The organism is Agromyces sp. NPDC058126, from assembly GCF_042884595.1.
Classification (GTDB): Bacteria; Actinomycetota; Actinomycetes; order Actinomycetales; family Microbacteriaceae; genus Agromyces.
Window position 1 is genome coordinate 118,802 of record NZ_JBHVTS010000004.1, and the last position, 18,880, is coordinate 137,681.

Sequence of the window (18,880 nt, forward strand, 5' to 3'; positions counted from 1 at the left end):
ACGGGTCGCGTGACCACCGCCGGCGACGGCGGCGCCCCCGCGCGCCCGACGACGCCGCCGAGCGGCATCCGGCGCATCCGGATCCCCCAGAAGCTCCGCAACCTCGAGTTCTGGCTGCTCGCCGTGGCCTGCGTCATCAACGCCTCGGCGATCGTGCTCGTGCAGCTCGGCGCGCTCGGCCGCATCGACACCCAGCTCGTCCTGCTCGGCGCAGGTCTCTCGATCCTCGTGTTCGGCCTGCACATCGCGATGCGCTTCGTCGCCCGCGACGCCGACCCGTTCCTGCTCCCGATCGCGACGGTGCTGAACGGCCTCGGCATCGCGATGATCTACCGCATCGACATCGCCGAGGGCGACGCCGGCTGGGAGAGCGCGGCAGTGCGCCAGATCGCGTGGAGCGCGATCGCCATCATCTGCGCCATCGCGACGATCTTCATCATCCGCAACCACCGGGTGCTCTTCCGATACACGTACCTCGCGGGCCTCGTCGCCATCATCCTGCTGATCCTCCCGCTCGTCCCCGGGCTGGGGCAGTCGCGCGGCGGCGCCCAGGTCTGGATCGGCTTCGGCGACATCGCCACGTTCCAGCCCGGTGAGATCGCGAAGATCGCCCTCGCGGTCTTCTTCGCGGGCTACCTCGTGCGCAACCGCGACTCGCTCTCGATGGTGGGCAAGAAGTTCCTCGGCATGAAGTTCCCCCGCGCGCGCGACCTCGGTCCGCTGCTGGTGGTCTGGGCGCTGTCGATGGCCGTCATCGTGTTCCAGCGCGACCTCGGCACCGCCCTGCTCTACTTCGGCCTGTTCCTCGTCATGCTCTACGTCGCCACGAGCCGGCTCTCCTGGGTCGTGCTCGGCCTCTCGCTGTTCCTCGCGGGCGCGATCATCGCGAGCCAGACGCTCGACTACGTCGGCAACCGCTTCGCGAACTGGCTCACGCCCTTCAGCGACGAGCGATTCAACGCCGACCCCGGCGGCAGCTATCAGCTCGTGCAGGGGCTCTTCGGCCTCGCCAACGGCGGGCTCATCGGCACGGGCTGGGGCCAGGGCCGTCCCGACCTCACCCCGGTGCCGCAGAGCGACTACATCATCGCGAGCCTCGGCGAGGAGCTCGGCCTCGCCGGCATCTTCGCCATCCTCGCCCTCTACCTGCTGTTCGTCGCCCGCGGCTTCCGCATCGGCTTCGCCGGCCAGGACGACTTCGGCAAGCTGCTCGGCGTCGGCCTCGCCTTCGTCGTCGCACTGCAGGTCTTCATCGTCGTCGGCGGCGTGACCCGGGTCATCCCGCTGACCGGCCTCACGACGCCGTTCCTCGCGGCGGGCGGTTCCTCGCTCGTGGCCAACTGGATCATCGTGGCCCTGCTGCTGCGGCTCTCCGACACCGTCCGCAACCATCCGAGGCTGGTGATCGACGGATGAACCGCGAACTCAAGCGCGTCTCGATCGTCGCCCTCATCATGTTCGTCACGCTCCTCGTGTCGTCGACGATCATCCAATTCGTGCAGGCCGACAACCTCGCCGCCGACCCGCGCAACTCGCGCACGCTCTACGAGAGCTACTCGGTCGAACGCGGGCCGATCCTCGTCGACGGCGACCCCATCGCCTTCTCGACGGCGACCGACGATTTCTACCGCTTCCAGCGCACGTACTCGAACGGGCCGCTCTACGCGCCCGTGACCGGCTACATCCCGGTGAACGGCGAGGCGACCGGCCTCGAGCGCTCGCTCAACGACTACCTGAGCGGGCAGTCGTCGAGCCAGTTCTTCGACCAGCTGAACCGCCTGATCTCCGGCCAGGACCCGGTCGGCGCCTCGGTCGAGGTCGCGATCGACCCCGTGGCGCAGCAGGCCGCCTGGGACGCGCTCGGCGACTACACGGGCGCCGTCATCGTCACCGAGCCCGAGACCGGCCGCATCCTCGCGATGGTCACGAAGCCCACCTTCGACCCGAACACCCTGACGGTGCACGACGGCGAGCAGGTGCAGGCGACGTACGAGGGCCTCCTCGCCGACCCCGGCGACCCCCTGTTCAACCGGGCGACCGGCGGAGACATGAACCCGCCCGGCTCGGTCTTCAAGCTCGTCGTCACGGCCGCGGCCCTCGAGTCGGGCCGCTACACCCCCGATTCGACGTTCCCGAACCCCGGCGAGTTCACGCTGCCCGGGACGAGTTCGGTCGTGCGCAACTCGGGCGGCGGCACCTGCGGCGGCGGCGACACCGTGACGCTCGCCGACGCGCTGCGCCTGTCGTGCAACATCCCGTTCGCCGAGCTCGGCATCGAACTCGGCGACAACGCGATCCGCGATCAGGCCCAGAAGTTCGGCTTCGACAGCGAGTTCCTCATCCCCACCGAGACCGAGCCGAGCACCTACCCGCAGGGGCTCGACGACGCGCAGACCGCACTCACCGCGTTCGGCCAGGGCGACGTGCGGGCGACCCCGCTGCAGATGGCGATGGTGTCGGCCGCGATCGCGAACGACGGCATCGTGATGAACCCCAACCTCGTCGATCAGATCACGGCACCCGACCTCCGCCCGCTGGAGGAATTCGAGCCGAGCGAGTTCGGCCGGGCGATCAGTGAGTCGACGGCCGACACCATGGTGCAGATGATGGTCAACGGCGTCGAGAACGGGGCCGCGAGTAATGCAAGAATAGACGGCGTCAGCGTGGCCGGGAAGACCGGAACAGCGGAGAACGGCGAGGATGACCCGTATACCTTGTGGTTCACCGGATTCGCCCCCGCGGACGACCCTCAGTATGCAATCACGGTGCTCGTGGAGGATGGCGGGGGACTTGGTCAGGAGGGGTACGGCAATCTCATAGCCGCACCCATCGCAAAGCAGGTACTAGAGGCGGTGCTGAACAAATGAGACCGAGCGCAGGGCTCACCTTCGGAGGGCGCTACGAGCTGCAATCCCGCATCGCGATCGGCGGGATGGGCGAGGTGTGGCAAGCCACCGACCTCGTCATCGGCCGCCAGGTCGCGATCAAGATCCTGAAGGACGAGTACCTCGGCGACCCGGGCTTCCTCGAGCGCTTCCGCGCCGAGGCCCGTCACGCCGCACTCGTGAACCACGAGGGGATCGCGAACGTCTTCGACTACGGCGAGGAGGAGGGCAGCGCCTACCTCGTCATGGAGCTCGTGCCCGGCGAGGCGCTCTCGACCATCCTCGAGCGCGAGCACGTCCTGTCGACCGACAAGGTCCTCGACATCGTGGCGCAGACGGCCGCGGCACTGCAGGCCGCGCACGCGGCCGGACTGGTGCACCGCGACATCAAGCCCGGCAACCTGCTGATCACGCCCGACGGGCGCGTCAAGATCACCGACTTCGGCATCGCGCGCATCGCCGACCAGGTGCCCCTGACCGCGACCGGTCAGGTCATGGGCACGGTCCAGTACCTCTCCCCCGAGCAGGCTTCTGGCCACCCGGCGTCGCCGACGACCGACATCTACTCGCTCGGCATCGTCGCCTACGAGGCCCTCGCCGGCCGCCGCCCGTTCACGGGCGAGTCTCAGGTGGCCATCGCCATGGCGCAGATCAACGAGACGCCGCCCGACCTCCCGGTCACGGTGTCCGAGCCGGTGCGCAACCTCGTCTACTCGTGCATCGCGAAGAACCCCGCCGACCGTCCGCAGACGGCGGCGCACCTCGCCCGTGCGGCGACCGCGCTCCGTCGCGGCGACGTGCAGGCGGCGTCGGCCGCGGTGCCCGCGGTGCTCGGCGCAGCGGGCCTCACCGCGGCGACGATGCTGATGCCCCAGGCCGGCGCGACCGCGGCGACGACCATCCTCCCGACGGCCGCCGACGGCGAGGAGCTCGGCGAAGAGGGCGAACCCGAGAAGAAGAAGCGCAGCCCATGGACGTGGCCGCTGATCGTGCTCATCGCCCTGCTCGCGATCGTGCTGATCGGCACCATCATCGCCATCGCGCTGAACTCGGGTGCGAAGGACCCGGTGAAGTCGAGCACGCCGTCGACCCCGCCGCAGAGCTCGTCGGCGCAGCCGAGCTCCCCGCCGCCGCCGACGAGCGAGGCCCCGACCACGGAGCAGATCAACCCCGACGACTTCATCGGGCTCTCCAGCGGTGACGCGAGCGCCAAGCTCCGCGACCTCGGCATGGTGGCCAACGCCGTCGAGGGCAGCGCCGCGACCGACCCGTCGCAGGCGGGCATCGTGTACGAGGTCAACCCGACGGGCCCGGTGAAGATCGGCAGCGAGGTCACGATCACGTACTACGCCTCGCCCGAGACGCCGGCCGCACCGGGGTCGGCACCGACGGTGACGCCCACCGACGTCGCGCCCGGTGCCTCGTTCGAGGTGAAGTGGCCGGCGGCCCAGTGCCCCGCCGGGCAGACGCTGTCGGGCTACCAGGTGAACGTCGACGGCCCGGCCGCCGCCGCACCGCCGCTCGGTGCCGGCGCGAGGAACGTGACGATCACGACGAACGCCGACGCCGCACCCGGTGACGCCGTCAACGTGACGTACCAGTACTTCTGCGGCCAGCTGAACTCGCCGTCGTCGCCCGCCGCGACCGTGACGATCATCGACGGGCCCGACACCGAGTGAGGCCCGGGCGCTCCTTCCGGCGCGCCGCCCGTCGACCGCAGTGAAGAAGACCGTTCTCCGAACCGAATGAAAGGATCCGCCCCCGTGAGCGATGAAGGACGCGTCCTCGCCGGACGTTATCGCGTGGGCGCCCTCATCGGTCGCGGAGGCATGTCCGACGTGCACGTCGGCACGGACACCCGGCTCGGCCGCCAGGTCGCGATCAAGCTGCTGAAGCCGCAGCTCGCGACCGACCCGGCATTCCGCATGCGCTTCCGCCAGGAGGCGCAGTCCGCCGCGCGCATGGCGCACCCGACGATCGTCCGCGTCTTCGACGCGGGCGAGGAGACCGTGGTCGACGCGGCCGGTCAAGAGGTTCAGCTGCCGTTCATCGTCATGGAGTTCGTCGAGGGGCGCCTGCTCAAGGACATCATCCACGACGGCCCGCTCGAGCCGGCGGCGGCCGTACGGGTCATCGACGGGGTGCTGACCGCCCTCGAGTACTCGCACCGCGCCGGCGTCGTGCACCGCGACATCAAGCCCGGCAACATCATGATCACCACCACCGGCCAGGTGAAGGTGATGGACTTCGGCATCGCCCGCGCGGTCTCCGACTCGGCGACGACCGTCGCCCAGACGACCGCGATCCTCGGCACGGCCTCGTACTTCTCGCCCGAACAGGCGAAGGGCGAGACGGTCGATGCGCGCACCGACCTCTACTCGACGGGCGTCGTGCTCTTCGAGATGCTCACCGGACGACCGCCGTTCCGCGGCGACACCCCGGTCGCCGTCGCCTACCAGCACGTCAGCGAACGCCCGGTCAAGCCGAGCATCATCAACCCGAAGGTCTCGCCCGCGCTCGACGCAGTGGTGCTCCACGCACTCGCCAAGGACCGCGAGCAGCGCTACCAGACGGCCGTTGAGTTCCGCGCCGACGTCGACACGGCGGCCGCCGGCCGGGTGCCCGTGCACCGCGAACCCGACCAGGCCACCATGTTGTTCGGTGCGCCGACGGCGTCGCTGTCGAGCTCGGAGCTCGCGCTGCGCCAGCTCACCGAGGACGAGACCATGTCCCGGACCCAGCGGCGCCCCCCGGCCATCTGGATCTGGGCGGGCATCGTCGCCGTCGTCGTGATCGTGATCGCGGTGATGTACTGGGCATTCAACCTGCAGCCCAAGGACGACCTCCCGTCGAACGCGCGCGAGGTGCCGGTCCTCACCGGAATGACCTACGAGCAGGCCGTCGAGGAGCTGCAGTCCCTGGGACTCCCGGCCACCCGCCTCGAGGAGACGAGCGAGACGGTCCCGGCCGATCAGGTCGTCCGCACCGATCCCGCCTCGGGCGAGATCGTCGACGCGGGCACGGCGATCTCGGTCTACATCTCGACCGGGCGCGAAGCCGTCGCGGTCCCCGACACCGTGAACATGACGCTGACCGACGCCAAGGCCGCGCTCGAGGCCGCCGGGCTCGTCGCCGGCAAGGAGATGCGCCAGAACTCTCCGAGCGTTGCGGCCGACACCGTCATGCAGACCGCGCCCGAGGGCGGTGCTTCGGTCGAGAAGGGCTCGACCGTCGACTTCGTCCTGTCGAACGGTCAGGTCACGCTGCCCGACCTGACGGGGCAGACCCTGTCCGCCGCAACCGACTTCCTGACATCGGACGAGCTGCAGCTGAACCCGGTCCCGAAGCCCGACCCCTCGTGCCCGACGGTGCCCGGCTCCATCGTGACGCAGCAGTCGCTTCCTCCCGGCGGCGTGCCGCAGCGTTCCGACGTCGAGCTGACGTACTGCGCGGGCTGATCCCGGGCCTCGGAACGGACAGGCCCGGCTCGGCGACGGGTCGACGCTGCGGCGACGACGCGACGCTTGGATCGCCCGCGCGACCGGGCGTCAGGCGTTCGCGCGCACCAGCGGGCTCAGGTGCTCGGCGCGTTCGCGCGCCTCGGGCAGCCCCGCGACGGCGAGCCAGTTGCCGAGCATGCGGTAGCCGCCCTCGGTGAGCACCGACTCGGGGTGGAACTGCACGCCGAAGATCGGCGCCGACTCGTGGCGGAGGCCCATGATCACGCCGCCGCTCGTGCGGCTCGTCACGACGAGCGACGACGGCACCGTGTCATCCACCACCGCCAACGAGTGATACCGGGTGGCCGTGAACGGCTGCGGCACGCCGTCGTAGAACGCGCTGCCGTCGTGCTCGATGCGCGAGGTCTTGCCGTGCATCAGCTCCTCGGCGTTCGTGACGACCGCGCCGAACGCCTCGGCGATGGCCTGGTGCCCGAGGCAGACGCCGAGGATCGGCTGACCGCTCGCGAGCGCCGCCTCGACGACGGGGATGGAGACGCCGGCGTCGGAGGGCTTGCCCGGTCCGGGTGAGATGAGCACGGCGTCGTACTGCGCGATGCGCTCGGCGACCTCGTCGGCCGGGATGTCGTCGTTGCGCACGACGTCGGTCTCGGCGCCGAGTTCGCGCAGGTAGCCGTTCAGCGTGTAGACGAAGCTGTCGTAATTGTCGATGACGAGGATGCGGGTCATTCTTCCACCGTGACGTTGATCGGATTGAGCTGCGCGTCGACCCACGGGAACACCCAGGTGAAGAGCACGAAGACGGCTGCGACGATGAGGACGAGCAGCAGGATGATGCGGAGCCACACCGGACCGGGGAGGATGCGCCAGAGTGCGCCGTACATCTCAGTTCTCCCATTCGGCGACGACCGAGGCGATCTCGGCGGGCGGGTTCGCGGCCCCGGGCTGCCACGACTCGAGCACGCCGTACGCGATGATGCGCTCGGCGGTCGAGTAGAGCGGGTTGCAGCTCGTGAGCGTGATGATGCGGTCGGTCGGCTGGAGGTCGGGATGGTGCGGAACCGGCGAGAGCACCTCGGTAGTCGCCGGGGTCACGTACTCGAAGTCGCGGAAGCGGTAGGTGTACCAGCCGTCCTTGGTCTGGATGTAGATCGCGTCGCCGAGCTGGAGCTGCTCGATCTCGTGCATGCCGCCGCCGTAGGCGCTGCGGTGGGAGGCGATCGCGAAGTTGCCGACCTCGCCCGGCATCTGCGTGCCCGGGTAGTGGCCCACGCCGAGCTCGAAGCTGTTGAGCACGTCGAGGCCGTAGCCCTCGGCGATGTTGCGCACGGAGTCGTGCGTGCCGGGTGCGTCGAAGCGCGGCACGTACATGACGGCGAACGGCTCGGCGTTCGCGTACTCGGTGGTGTCGACGACCGGCTCGCCGGGGTCGGCGGGCGGCGGGGTGTCGCCGCGGGCGGCGCGATCCTGCTCGGCCCATTCGCCGCTGAGCTCCGACGCCGCCTGCGACTGCTGCCCGGCCATGATCGCGTCGTTCCACCACAACTGCCAGCCGAGGAACAGCAGGATGAGCACGCCCGCGGTGAGCAGGAGTTCGCCGAGGACGCCGACGATGCTCACCCGCGGCTTCGGGCGCGTCGTCGCGCCTGAGGCACGGCGCGCGCGCCGGCCGTCGGGCAGCGACTCGGACATAGGGGCGATTCTATTCCGCCGAAACGACTCTTCGCTGTGAGTGCACGGCCGCCTCGGATAGAATCGCGGGCATGGCACGTACGAAATCATCGAAGCCGGCGCGCGCTGAAGTCGCAGCGAGCGGCGAAGAGGCGCCGAACCCGGTCTGGTTCAAGCCCGTCATGTTCGGCTTCATGCTGCTCGGACTCGCGTGGATCCTGGTCTTCTACATCAGTCAGGGCCGCTACCCCATCGCCGACCTCGGCTCCTGGAACATCCTCATCGGCTTCGGCATCGCCTTCGTCGGCTTCCTCATGACCACTCGCTGGCGCTGACGCCGGCACTCGAGACGCGAAAGGGCGGATGCTTCGGCATCCGCCCTTTTCGCGTCTCGCGACCTCTTCCACAGGATTGTCCACAGTTGTCCACAGTTGTGCACAACTCGAAATCCGCGTATTCACTGGGATCTCGGGAATGACACCGGTGTAACTCTCAACAGCTGTGGACAGCGTTGTGGATAAGTCTGCTCACCCTGCGAGCGGGAACACGAGATACCGGGCGCTCAGCAGAAGCAGCACGACCCCGACGGCGACCAGCAGCCATATCTGCAGCGACTGCTGTGAGCGCTTGCGCGTCTCGACGAAGATGAAGCCGATCAGGGCCCCACCGAGGAGGCCTCCGAGGTGCGCCTGCCAGGCGATGTTGAACCCGGGTACGAATCCGATCACCAGGTTGATTCCGAGCAGCACGAAGAGTTGCGTCGTCTGACCTCCCAGCCGACGCTGGATGACCAGGAACGCCCCCATCAGACCGAAGATGGCGCCGGACGCACCGACGACCGAGGTGTTCGGGTCGGCGAGCCAGATCACGCCCACCGAGCCGGCAAGCCCCGAGAGGAGATAGAGCGTCAGGAATCGCCACCGCCCGAGGAGACCTTCGAGCAACTGGCCGAAGATCCACAACGTGTACATGTTCAGGACGACGTGGAAGATCAACCCAGTGGAGTGCACGAACATCGTCGTGAACAGGCGCCACGGCTGGAAGGCGATGTCACTCACCGCGAGCGGCGTGAAGTACAACCAGTCCGTGACGCCGAGCCCCGGGATCAGCTGGAGCACGAACACCGCGAGGGTGATGCCGATCAGGGAATACGTCACGACCGGCGCCCCGCGCCCCGCAGCCGAGCGAACGCGCGTGAGCACGGCCGGCTTGGTGCGGGGGGCGCTCGCGCGCTGTTCGCGCATGCACTCGGGGCAGACGACGCCGACCGCGGCCTGCGTCATGCACTCGGGGCAGATGGTGCGACCACAGCGCTGGCACAGCACGAAGCTCTGCCGATCGGGATGCCGATAGCAGAAGTTCGACCGATCGGTCGCTGGGTCGCTCACCTCTCGGTCAGACCTGCTCGACGGTGATGCTCTCGATGACGATGTCCTCGAGCGGCTTGTCGCGACCGTCGGTCGCCACGGCGGCGAGCTTGTCGACGACGGCCTGGCTCGCGGCATCCGTCACCTTGCCGAAGATGGAGTGCTTGCCCTGCAGCCAGGTGGTGGGGCCGACGGTGATGAAGAACTGCGAGCCGTTGGTGCCACGGCCCATCTGGATGCCGGCGTTGGCCATCGCGAGCACGTAGGGCTCGGTGAAGTCGAGCTCGGGGTTGATCTCGTCGTCGAACTGGTAGCCGGGGCCGCCGATGCCCTGGCCGAGCGGGTCGCCGCCCTGGATCATGAAGCCGGGGATGATGCGGTGGAAGATGACGCCGTCGTACAGCGGGTCGGTGGTCTTCTGCCCGGTGGCGGGGTGCGTCCACTCGATCTCGCCCGTGGCGAGGCCGACGAAGTTCTTGACGGTCTTCGGTGCGTGGTCGCCGTAGAGGTCGACCTTGATCGGGCCGTGGTTGGTGTTGAGCGTCGCGACTGCGGTGTGAATCGGCATCTTCATATTCTGACATGCGCGGATTCGCGGGGCGGCATGCCGGAATGAGACTCTCACCTCGCTTCCAGCCGGTTCGGTGGCAAGATGGAGGAGTTCGCTGCACAACGATGGAGGTCGAGATGAGCCTGTCACGCAAGCGCCGGAAGGAACTCAAGCGACTGCAGAGCAGCGCGGAGGACCTGTGGGGGAACCAGCAGATCGTGCTCGAGCACGCGAATGCCGTCGCACGGGAGGCCAGCCGTCAGCTGGGCCACCTCACGCGTGAAGAGGTCGTGCCGCGGGTGCGCACGGGCTACGAGAGCTATGTGCGGCCGAACGTCGCACGCGTCGGCCAGGCTGCGAAGGTCGCGGGCGACAACGTCGAGCAGGGGCTCGGCAACGTGCTCGGCTCGATCCTCTCGATCGGCGACATCGCCAACGACGCGCGCGTGCGCCGCGCGGTCGAGCGCGTCTCGCCCCGCGCCGTCGCAGTGGTCGAGAAGAAGCAGGGCCGTGGCGTGGGCACCTACCTCGCGATCGGCGCCGGCATCATCGCCGCGGCCGGAGTCGCCTACGCCGTCTGGCAGACGTTCCGCGCCGACGACGAGCTCTGGGTCGCCGACGACGAGCCGAACGGCACGACGACCGTCTGATCCACGGACTTCACGGAACGGCCCCGCAGATGCGGGGCCGTTCCGCGTTTCCGGCGACGGGTCTCGCCCGTCCTTGCGGTCGCTTCGTGCGCCTCGGTCAGGCGGACTTCCGGTCGGCGACCGTGTCGAGGCCCCAGTCGGGCCGCGGCACCGAGTCGATGAGCAACTGCGTGTACGGATGCTCCGGGGCTGCGAGCAGCTCGGCGGTGCGGCCCCGCTCGACGATGCGACCGCGTCGCATCACCACGGTCTCTTCGCACACCCGGCGCACGACGGCGAGGTCGTGGCTGATGAACAGCACGGTCAGGCCGCGTTCGCGACGGATGTCGGCGAGCACGTCGAGGACCTGCGCCTGCACCGAGACATCCAGTGCACTCGTGGCCTCGTCCATCACGAGCACGTCGGGATCGATGGCGAGCGCCCGAGCGATCGCGACGCGCTGCCGCTGGCCGCCCGAGAGCGTGCGCGGGCGGGCCTGCGCGTGCTTCTCGCCGAGACCGACCTGGTCGAGCAGGGCGAGCACGCGCGCGCGGGCATCGACCGTCGTGACCTTCGTGTGCAGTCGCAGCGCGTCCTCGATCGAGCGGCCCGCCGTCATGCGCGGGTCGAGCGACAGGTACGGGTCCTGGAAGACCATCTGGACGCTCTTGGCGTGCGCGAGACGCGCGGCCCGCCCGCGCGGGATCGCGGTGCGCTCGCGGCCCGCGATGCGGATCTCTCCGGCGTCGGCCTGCTCGAGTCCGACGATCATGCGGGCGAGCGTCGACTTGCCCGAGCCTGACTCGCCCACAACGCCCAGTGCCCCGCCGCGTGCGATCGAGATCGACGCGTCGACGACCGCGGCGACCTCGGTCCTGCCGCGCAGGTGGTAGCTCTTCGAGATGCCGTTCGCTGCGAGCATCGGCTCGGCGTCGGGCTCGGCAGGAGGCACCTCGACCACGTCGGCCACGTCGGCCGCCGTTCCGCCGACGGCGGCCCCGATCGTCGGCGTCGCCGCGACGAGGCGCTTCGTGTACTCGCCCTGCGGTGCGCTGAAGACCCGGCGTGCGTCGCCCGTCTCCTCCACGCGCCCCGCGCTCATCACGACGACCCGGTCGCAGATCGAGGCCGCGAGGTTGAGATCGTGCGTGATGAAGAGCATGCCCATGCCCCGGCTCGAACGCTGCTCGATGAGCACCCGGATGATCTCGGCCTGGGTGGTGACGTCGAGCGCGGTGGTCGGCTCGTCGCAGATCAGTAGCTTGGGCGAACTCGTCAGGGCGCCCGCGATCATCACGCGCTGCAGCATGCCGCCCGAGAACTCGTGCGGGTACTGCGTCAGGTGCTCCTCGGGGCGCGGCAGCTGCACCGAGGCGAGCAGCTCGACGGCGCGGGCCGTCGCGTCGGCCTTCGACCGGCCCTCGCAGAGGCGCAGCGTCTCGGTCATGTGGTCGCCGAGCGTGCGCATCGGGTTGATGCCCGCCCTCGGGTCCTGGAAGATCATGGATGCCGCGTGCCGCCGCAGGTCGAGGATCCCGGCCGCGCTCGCACCGAGCACGTCGCGTCCGTCGAGCTCGACCCGGCCGCCGAGCCGGGCATCGTCGGGCGTGAGGCCGAGCACCGTGCGGGCGGTGAGCGACTTGCCGGAGCCCGATTCGCCGACCAGGCCGACGGTCTCGCCCGCCTCCACCGAGAGCGAGATGCCGTCGAGCAGGCGCGTGCCGTTCGGCAGGTCGAGCGTGAGCTCGGAGATGTCGAGCAGGCTCATGCGGGGATCTCCCCTCCGATGCGTTCGGAGAGCTCTTCTCCGATGATGTTGACGGCGACGACGACGAGCACGACCGCGACGGCGGGCACGATGGCCGGCAGGAAGAAGCCGCCGACGATGCCCGGCTGGGCCTCGTTGATCATGGCGCCCCAGTCGGGCGTCGGGGGCTGCACGCCGAGGCCGAGGAACGAGAGGCCGGCGAGCTCGGCGAGCACGTAGCCGAAGTTGAGTGTCGACTGCGCGCCGACGATCGGCGTCACGTTCGGCAGTACGCGTCGCAAGGCGATCCAGGGGCCGCTGAAGCCCTGCACCCGATACGCCGACACGTACGGTCGCGTGCGCTCGGCCTTCACGAGCGCACGGGTCAGCCGGGCGACGAACGGGGCGTAGGCGATGCTCATGGCGATCACCGGTGCGACGAGCCCCTTGCCGAAGAGCGCGACCGCCATGATCGCGAGCAGCAGCGACGGGAAGGCGAACAGGACGTCGAAGACGCGCCCGAGCACCGAGTCGATCCATCCCCCGCGCCAGCCGGCGAGGAGGCCCAGCAGCATGCCGATGATCGTCGAACCGATCACGACGAGGAGCGGACCGAGGAGCGCGGTGCGCGCGCCGAAGATCAGCCGAGACAGCAGGTCGCGACCGAGGGCGTCGGTGCCGAGCCAGTGCGCCGCGCTCGGACCGGCGTTCACCGCGGCGAAGTCGAGCTGGTCGGGCGGGTACGGCGCGATGAACGGGGCGAAGATCGCGGCGAGCGTCATCACCGAGACGATGCCGAGGGCGATGCCGAAGGTGATGCCCGCGGGCCGCAGGCGCGGCGCTCGCATCACCTCGACGGCGAGGGTGGGGGTCGGGGTGGTCATCTGGCAGCAGCTCCAGCGGCGGATCGGGGATCGATCCAGGGTTCGGCGATGTCGATGATCGCGTTGACGACGACGAAGGCGGTGACCACGAACATGACGATCGCCTGCACCACCGGGAAGTCGAGCCGGTCGACCGACTGCACGAGCAGCGAGCCCATGCCCGCGAGCCCGAAGGCCGCCTCGACGATCGTCGAGGCGACGAGCAGACCGGCGACGAGGATGCCGCTCACGGTGAGGATCGGACCGAGCGCGTTGCGGAACACGTGGCGGCGGATCACGGTGCCCCGCTTGAGGCCGCGGCTGATCGCGACCTCGACGTGCTCGCGGTCGAGCTGTTCGACCATCGAGGAGCGGGTGACCTTGCCGACGAGGACGACGAACACGATCGCGAGCGCGATCGACGGCAGGACGAGGTGGTAGACCATGTCGCCGAAGCCCTCCCCCGATCCGAAGGTCGGGAACCAGCCGAGCTGCACGGCGAAGATCGCGATGAGCACGATCGAGCCGACGAACGACGGGATGGCGCTGAGCATCGTCAGGCCGATGAGGGTGAAGCGGTCGAGGGCCTTCCCGCGGTTGAGCGCGGCGACGATGCCGGCGCTGAGGCCGACGATCGCGATGAGGAGGCCTGCCATCGCGACGAGCATGAGCGTGACCGGCAGCCGGTCGCCGAGCACCGTCGAGACATCCTGCCGGTACTGCAGGGAGCGACCGAAGTCGCCCTGCAGCGCCCCGGTGAGCCAATTCAGGTACTGCTGCCAGGGAGGCAGGTCGAGGCCGTACTGCTCGGTCACCTGGGCGATCGCCTCGGGGCTCGGCTTGCGGCCGCGCAGCAGGAAGGTGACGGGATCGCCCGGCACTAGGAAGCGCGAGAAGAAGACGAGCAGGGATGCCAGGAAGAGCGTGAGGACGAGGCTGCCGAGCTTGCCGGCGACCCGCCGGAGCCCGGCGGCCGTGAACCGGCCGCCGGACCTCGGGTTCGCGGCCGCCGCGTCCTGAGCGGCGACCGCGACGGTCGAACTATCGAGCGCCAATGGTGGCCGCCCACGGGTAGTAGAGGTAGTTGACCGACGGGGCGACGCCCGTGATGCGCTCACCGAGGTAGAGCGTCGTCGGACCGTTGAACAGGGGCAGCCACGGCAGCTCCTCGTTCGCGATGTGCTGGAGCTCGGCCGACTTCTTCGCGCGCTCGTCGGGGTCGAAGATGCCGACCGCCTCGTTCGCGATCGCGTCGAACTCGGGGTTCGACCATTCGCCGTAGTTGCTGAACTCGCCGGTGCGCAGCACCCCGTACATCTCGAGCGGGTCGGGGCTCGACAGGTACCAGACCGTGTAGAAGAGATCGACGCCCTCGCGTGCACTCGGGTCGCTGAAGAGCGCCGTGTACGCGCTCGGGGTGACGGTCTCGATCTCGGCCTCGAGGCCGATCGACTGCGCGGCGGCGACCGTCGCCTGCGAGATCACGGCGAAGTCGTTGCCGAGCGGCGCGGTCTTGATGACGATCTTCTGACCGGTCGCACCGGCCTCCTCGACGAGCTGCTTCGCCCCCTCGACGTCGTAGGCGTAGTCGTCGAGGCCGCTGAAGGCCTCCTCGCGGGTGGCATCGCTCGCCGCGCCCCAGACCGACTCGGTCGTGAGTGCGCTCGTCACCTCGCCGAAGCCCTTCGCCGCCGCGTCGAGGATGCCGTCGCGGTCGAGCGCCATGAGGAGCGCCTGGCGGACGCGGACATCGCCGAGCGGACCGTCGAGGTTCGACACGATGAGGCTCGAGACAGCGGTGTTGAGGCCGAAGTACACGTCGCCGCTCGTCTGCTGGAGCTGGGCGATGCCGTCGACCGGCAGCATCCAGCCGCCGTCGACGTCGCCCGACTTCAGCGCGTTGACGCGCGCGGTCGCGTCGCCCATGAAGACGAACTTCACCTCGCCCGACTTGGCGGCGAGGTCCTCGTCCCAGTAGTCGTCGTAGCGGGTGAGCGTGACCGACTCGCCCGACTTCCACTCGGTGAGCTCGAACGGACCGGTGCAGTTCACGAGGCCGGTCGAGTTGCCGTAGTCGGCCCCCTTCTCGGCGAGCGTCGCCGCCGATTCGATGACGCCGGCCGACCCGCCCATGCCCTGGTTGAACTGCGAGTCGGGGATCGTCGTGGTGACGGTGACCTCCAGGTCGCCCGTCTGCTCGATCGAGGCGACATTCTGGTACACCGAGTACCACGACGAGCCGACCGCGGGGTCGAGGTGGCGGCTCATCGACGCGACCGCGTCGGCCGCCGTGAGCGGCGTGCCGTCGTGGAACGTGACGCCGTCGCGGATCGTGTAGACCCACGTCGTCGGGCTCGTCTGCTCGTACGACTCGGCGAGGCCCGGGCTGAGCGAGTAGTCGGGCTCGAGCCGGAGCAGGGACTCGCAGACGTTCGCGAGCACCTGGTTGTCGGCGTAGTCGAAGGCGTAGGCGTAGTCGAGCGAGTACGGCTCGGCGTAGCTCACCCACGAGTACGAGTCGATGCCGCCGGAGGCCTCGGGGGTCTGGGCGGTGAGTTCCCACTCGCCGGCGGCGGGCTTCTCGGCGGCCGGGTCGGACGCGCATCCGGAGAGCGCGACGAGCGCGACGACGCCTCCGGCGACGAGCGCGACGCTGCGCCGGCCGGCGGGGGTGCGGAGGATGGACATGCTGGAGTACTCCTCAGGGGTCAGGCGGTGGCGGACTGGGCGGTGCTGGGCAGGGCGGTGCGGTGGTGGACCGCTTCGCCCTCGATCCACGTCGAGGCCACCGTCGTGCGGTAGAGGTCGTCGACGGGAACGGTGAAGGGGTTGGGCTCGAGCACGACGAGGTTCGCGAGGTAGCCCTCGCGGACGTATCCGGTGTCGTGGTCGCGGTGGTTCACGTAGGCGGTGCCCGAGGTGTAGGCGGCCAGCGCCGTGGTGAGGTCGAGGCGCTGGTGCGCGCCGGCGAGGGGACCCGCCTCGACGCCGGGTGCGACACGGGTGACCGCGATGTGGATCGCGGCGATCGGGTCGGCCGTCGAGACGGGCCAGTCGCTGCCGGCCGCGAGGCGTGCGCCGCCGCGGACGAGGTCGCCGAACGGGTACTGGCGCGCCTCCTGGCCGTCCTGCAGGAACGGCAGGGTCAGCTCGTCGATCTGGTCCTCGTGCGTGGCCCACAGCATCTGCAGGTTCGCGACCGCGTCGAGCTCCGCGAAGCGGGCCGTCTCGGCTTCGGCGACGATCTGGAGGTGGGCGAGGTGGTGCCGCCCGTCGCTCGGGCCGTTCGCGGCGCGGGCGGCCGCCACAGCGTCGAGCCCCTCGCGCACGGCGCGATCGCCGAGCGCGTGCATGTGCACCTGCTGCCCCTCCGCGTCGAGCGCGGTGACGGCCTCCGCGAGCAGCGCCGGATCGACGAACGAGAGCCCGTGGTTGTGCGTGTCGTGGCCGTGCGCGTCGCGGTACGGCGTCAGCATCGCCGCGGTCTGGTTCTCGGCGACGCCGTCGACCATGATCTTCGTGGTGCCGAGGGTGAAGCGGTCTCCGTGGCCGAGTGCGCGCAGCTCCTCACGGCGTCGGACCATCTCGGCGACCTGCTCGAGGCCGCCCGAACGCTCCCACCATTGCGCACCGACGACGTGCACCTTGAGTGCGCCCTCGTCGAGCGCGCGGAGGTACGCCTCGTACGCGTCGGGCACGCCCGCGGCGGTCCCGATGAGGGCGTCCTGCCAGCCGGTGATGCCGAGCGCGATGAGCTCGTCCTGCGCGCGGAGGAGTCCGCGGTAGACGAGTTCGGGGTCGATCGGCGGCCGCACCGAGGCGAAGAGCTCGGCGGCACCTTCGTGGAAGGTGCCGGCAGGGTGCCCGTCGCTCTCGCGTTCGATGCGGCCGTCTTCGGGGTCGGCGGTCGTGGCGTCGACTCCGGCGATCCGCATCGCCGCCGTGTTCGCCCACGTGCTGTGGTGGTCGCGACTCGAGAGCAGCACCGGCCGGTCGGGCACGATCGCGTCGAGCAGCGCGCGCACGGGCGCGCCCCCCGGGAAGTGGTCCATCGACCAGCCGCCGCCGAGGATCCACGACTCGTCGGGGTTCGCTGCGGCGTACGCCGCGACCGTGGCGACGGCCTCGTCGGCGTCGCGTGCATCGGTGAGATTGCACTGGAGCAGCTCGACCCCGCCGCCGACCGGGTGGATGTGGGCGTCCTGGAAGCCCGGGCTGAGCAGGGCGCCGCCGAGCTCGACCACGCGGGTTCCCTCGCCGACGAGCGCGGAGGCCTCCGCCTCGGGCACGACCGCCGCGATCCGGCCACCGGTGACGGCCACCGCGTGACCCTCGAGCGGCTCGCCGCTGCCCGTGAACACGGATCCCCCGGTGAACAGCACGTCGGCAACTGACACGTCAGCCTCATTTCCTCATCGAATGCGTCGAACGAGGGCGACGCTAGCCCGACTCGCCGAGCGATGTCAACAGTGTTGACAGCATTGGTGACGCAGTCGTTATGCTGGCCCGGATGCCACGTCCGCGAGGTCATCGCGACACAGGGGTCGCGGGCGTGGCAGCATGAAGAGGCACGACCGAACCGACGAGCGTCTCGATCGCTCCACGAGACCGGGCGTGCGCCGACAGGAGGGGTGATGGCCACGACGAGCACGAGCCGCCGGCGCAGCACGGCGACGCCCGGAAAGGCCCGCCTCGACCGCGACTCGATCATCGCGGCCGGGCTCGAGATCGCGGCGACGTCGGCCTCGACCTCGCTCTCGGTGCGCGAACTCGGCGCGAAGCTCGGCGCCGACCCGACTGCGATCTACCGCCACTTCCGCAACAAGGAGCAGCTCATGCAGGCGCTCCTCGACGAGCTCATCCAGCGCAGCATGCTGGAGATCACCGCGGACGCCGCCGACTGGCGCGGCCGACTCCGTCAGATCGCCGTCGCCACGCTCGACTACTTCGCGAGCCACCCTGCGATCGGCGTCGAGGCGACGGTGCTCACCACCCACGGCACCGGCGAGCTCGATGCCGTCGAGTTCATGCTCGAGTGCTTCACACGGGCCGGCCTCTCCGGCGACGATGTCGTACGCCACTATGCGCTGTTCGCGGCGCACACCCTCTCGAGCGCGGCGGGCATCGCCCGAGCGCGCGGTGAGCGTCGCGAGCGCGGCGAAGGCGACGAGGCGTCCTCGGCCTGGTTCGAGGGGCCGATCCTGGCCGATCCGCGGCGCTACCCGCTCATCGCGTCGAACAGCACGAGCCTGATCGAACTCGAGGACCGAGAGCTCTTCGTGCTGGGCGTCGAGGCGATCATCCAGTCCGCCGAACGGACCGCCGCCGGCGCCTGAGCAGCGCCCTCGTCTCAGTGCCTGCACTGATTTCGAGGCAATCTGAGAAATTGCCTTGCAATCGGCGTGAGTTCACCGCTAGTGTCAGTGACCGGTGCGAACGCGCCAGAGCCCAAGAGAGGAGTTGATCCCAATGATGAAGCACATCTTCACCCCGGCATTTACCGCCGGCCGCACGGTGATCCTCCTCGCCGCTCCGGCCTGCTAGTTCTCCGCCCCGGCGACGCGTCTCTCGTACGCGACCGCCATTCCGCCCTCGAGGTGTGAGCTGCTGCGATCCGCGGCATCCGTCATCGACTGCTCGAATCGGTCGAACGGTCGCCCGGCCCGTCAGCCGCCCGGTTCGAAGGCCCGCGGCCCAGCCGCGCTCC

Annotated in this window: 17 protein-coding genes; 7 read left to right on the forward strand and 10 right to left on the reverse strand. The window is 69.7% G+C overall.

The annotated features are described in order from the left end of the window. Window positions 1-9: 9 nt before the first annotated feature. The 4 genes from ACFVTR_RS13160 to pknB all read left to right on the forward strand — a co-directional run bounded on the left by ACFVTR_RS13160 (window position 10) and on the right by pknB (window position 6,343). Complete coding sequence (locus ACFVTR_RS13160; RefSeq protein WP_387038481.1) at window positions 10-1,416, forward strand: FtsW/RodA/SpoVE family cell cycle protein; 1,407 nt, start codon at window positions 10-12, stop codon at window positions 1,414-1,416. Further along, window positions 1,413-2,867 (forward strand): peptidoglycan D,D-transpeptidase FtsI family protein, encoded by a 1,455-nt coding sequence (locus tag ACFVTR_RS13165; protein WP_387037931.1) that lies wholly within the window; start codon window positions 1,413-1,415, stop codon window positions 2,865-2,867. The genes ACFVTR_RS13160 and ACFVTR_RS13165 overlap by 4 nt, the downstream gene beginning before the upstream one ends. Further along, window positions 2,864-4,564 (forward strand): protein kinase, encoded by a 1,701-nt coding sequence (locus ACFVTR_RS13170; RefSeq protein ID WP_387037932.1) that lies wholly within the window; start codon window positions 2,864-2,866, stop codon window positions 4,562-4,564. The genes ACFVTR_RS13165 and ACFVTR_RS13170 overlap by 4 nt, the downstream gene beginning before the upstream one ends. Window positions 4,565-4,630: 66 nt before the next feature. Continuing rightward, on the forward strand, window positions 4,631-6,343 hold the full coding sequence (gene pknB, locus ACFVTR_RS13175; RefSeq protein WP_387037934.1) for a Stk1 family PASTA domain-containing Ser/Thr kinase: 1,713 nt from the start codon (window positions 4,631-4,633) through the stop codon (window positions 6,341-6,343). 90 nt (window positions 6,344-6,433) lie between these two features. Here the strand turns inward: pknB and ACFVTR_RS13180 are convergent, their stop codons facing one another. The 3 genes from ACFVTR_RS13180 to ACFVTR_RS13190 are packed head-to-tail and all read right to left on the reverse strand — an operon-like array spanning window position 6,434 to window position 8,038. Then, a complete protein-coding gene (locus ACFVTR_RS13180; protein WP_387037935.1) occupies window positions 6,434-7,075 on the reverse strand; it encodes an anthranilate synthase component II in 642 nt (213 codons plus the stop codon). Continuing rightward, entirely contained in the window at window positions 7,072-7,230 is a 159-nt protein-coding gene (locus ACFVTR_RS13185; RefSeq protein WP_376942658.1) for a hypothetical protein, read from the reverse strand. Before ACFVTR_RS13185 ends, ACFVTR_RS13180 begins: the two co-directional genes overlap by 4 nt. Before the next feature lies 1 nt (window position 7,231). Continuing rightward, window positions 7,232-8,038 (reverse strand): class E sortase, encoded by an 807-nt coding sequence (locus ACFVTR_RS13190; protein ID WP_387037937.1) that lies wholly within the window; start codon window positions 8,036-8,038, stop codon window positions 7,232-7,234. Between the two features lie 71 nt (window positions 8,039-8,109). Here ACFVTR_RS13190 and ACFVTR_RS13195 point away from each other — a divergent pair, with 71 nt between their 5' ends. Further along, a complete protein-coding gene (locus ACFVTR_RS13195; protein ID WP_157423800.1) occupies window positions 8,110-8,352 on the forward strand; it encodes a cell division protein CrgA in 243 nt (80 codons plus the stop codon). Window positions 8,353-8,544: 192 nt separating this feature from the next. On the opposite strand, the gene ACFVTR_RS13200 is transcribed toward ACFVTR_RS13195, so the two are convergent. Then, entirely contained in the window at window positions 8,545-9,300 is a 756-nt protein-coding gene (locus tag ACFVTR_RS13200; RefSeq protein ID WP_387037939.1) for a rhomboid family intramembrane serine protease, read from the reverse strand. A gap of 112 nt (window positions 9,301-9,412) precedes the next feature. Then, window positions 9,413-9,952, reverse strand: coding sequence for a peptidylprolyl isomerase (locus tag ACFVTR_RS13205; RefSeq protein WP_376942664.1), 540 nt, complete (start codon window positions 9,950-9,952; stop codon window positions 9,413-9,415). Window positions 9,953-10,071: 119 nt separating this feature from the next. Between ACFVTR_RS13205 and ACFVTR_RS13210 the strand changes: the two genes are divergently transcribed. Beyond that, window positions 10,072-10,584 (forward strand): hypothetical protein, encoded by a 513-nt coding sequence (locus tag ACFVTR_RS13210; RefSeq protein WP_376942666.1) that lies wholly within the window; start codon window positions 10,072-10,074, stop codon window positions 10,582-10,584. Between the two features lie 97 nt (window positions 10,585-10,681). Here ACFVTR_RS13210 and ACFVTR_RS13215 read toward each other — a convergent pair whose 3' ends face one another. From ACFVTR_RS13215 to ACFVTR_RS13235, 5 genes are read right to left on the reverse strand one after another with little or no spacing between them, the layout of a single operon-like run. Continuing rightward, window positions 10,682-12,331 carry a dipeptide ABC transporter ATP-binding protein gene (locus tag ACFVTR_RS13215; RefSeq protein WP_387037941.1) on the reverse strand — a complete coding sequence of 550 codons (1,650 nt, stop codon included), beginning with the start codon at window positions 12,329-12,331 and terminating at the stop codon, window positions 10,682-10,684. After that, entirely contained in the window at window positions 12,328-13,194 is an 867-nt protein-coding gene (locus ACFVTR_RS13220; RefSeq protein ID WP_387037943.1) for an ABC transporter permease, read from the reverse strand. Before ACFVTR_RS13220 ends, ACFVTR_RS13215 begins: the two co-directional genes overlap by 4 nt. Then, window positions 13,191-14,228: an ABC transporter permease gene (locus ACFVTR_RS13225; protein WP_387037944.1), complete on the reverse strand. Its 1,038-nt coding sequence runs from the start codon at window positions 14,226-14,228 to the stop codon at window positions 13,191-13,193. Before ACFVTR_RS13225 ends, ACFVTR_RS13220 begins: the two co-directional genes overlap by 4 nt. After that, complete coding sequence (locus ACFVTR_RS13230; RefSeq protein WP_387037945.1) at window positions 14,215-15,861, reverse strand: ABC transporter substrate-binding protein; 1,647 nt, start codon at window positions 15,859-15,861, stop codon at window positions 14,215-14,217. The genes ACFVTR_RS13225 and ACFVTR_RS13230 overlap by 14 nt, the downstream gene beginning before the upstream one ends. A 20-nt stretch (window positions 15,862-15,881) precedes the next feature. Further along, on the reverse strand, window positions 15,882-17,570 hold the full coding sequence (locus ACFVTR_RS13235; RefSeq protein ID WP_387037947.1) for an amidohydrolase: 1,689 nt from the start codon (window positions 17,568-17,570) through the stop codon (window positions 15,882-15,884). A gap of 237 nt (window positions 17,571-17,807) precedes the next feature. Between ACFVTR_RS13235 and ACFVTR_RS13240 the strand changes: the two genes are divergently transcribed. After that, window positions 17,808-18,509: a TetR/AcrR family transcriptional regulator gene (locus tag ACFVTR_RS13240; RefSeq protein ID WP_387037948.1), complete on the forward strand. Its 702-nt coding sequence runs from the start codon at window positions 17,808-17,810 to the stop codon at window positions 18,507-18,509. The last annotated feature ends 371 nt before the right edge of the window (window positions 18,510-18,880 follow it).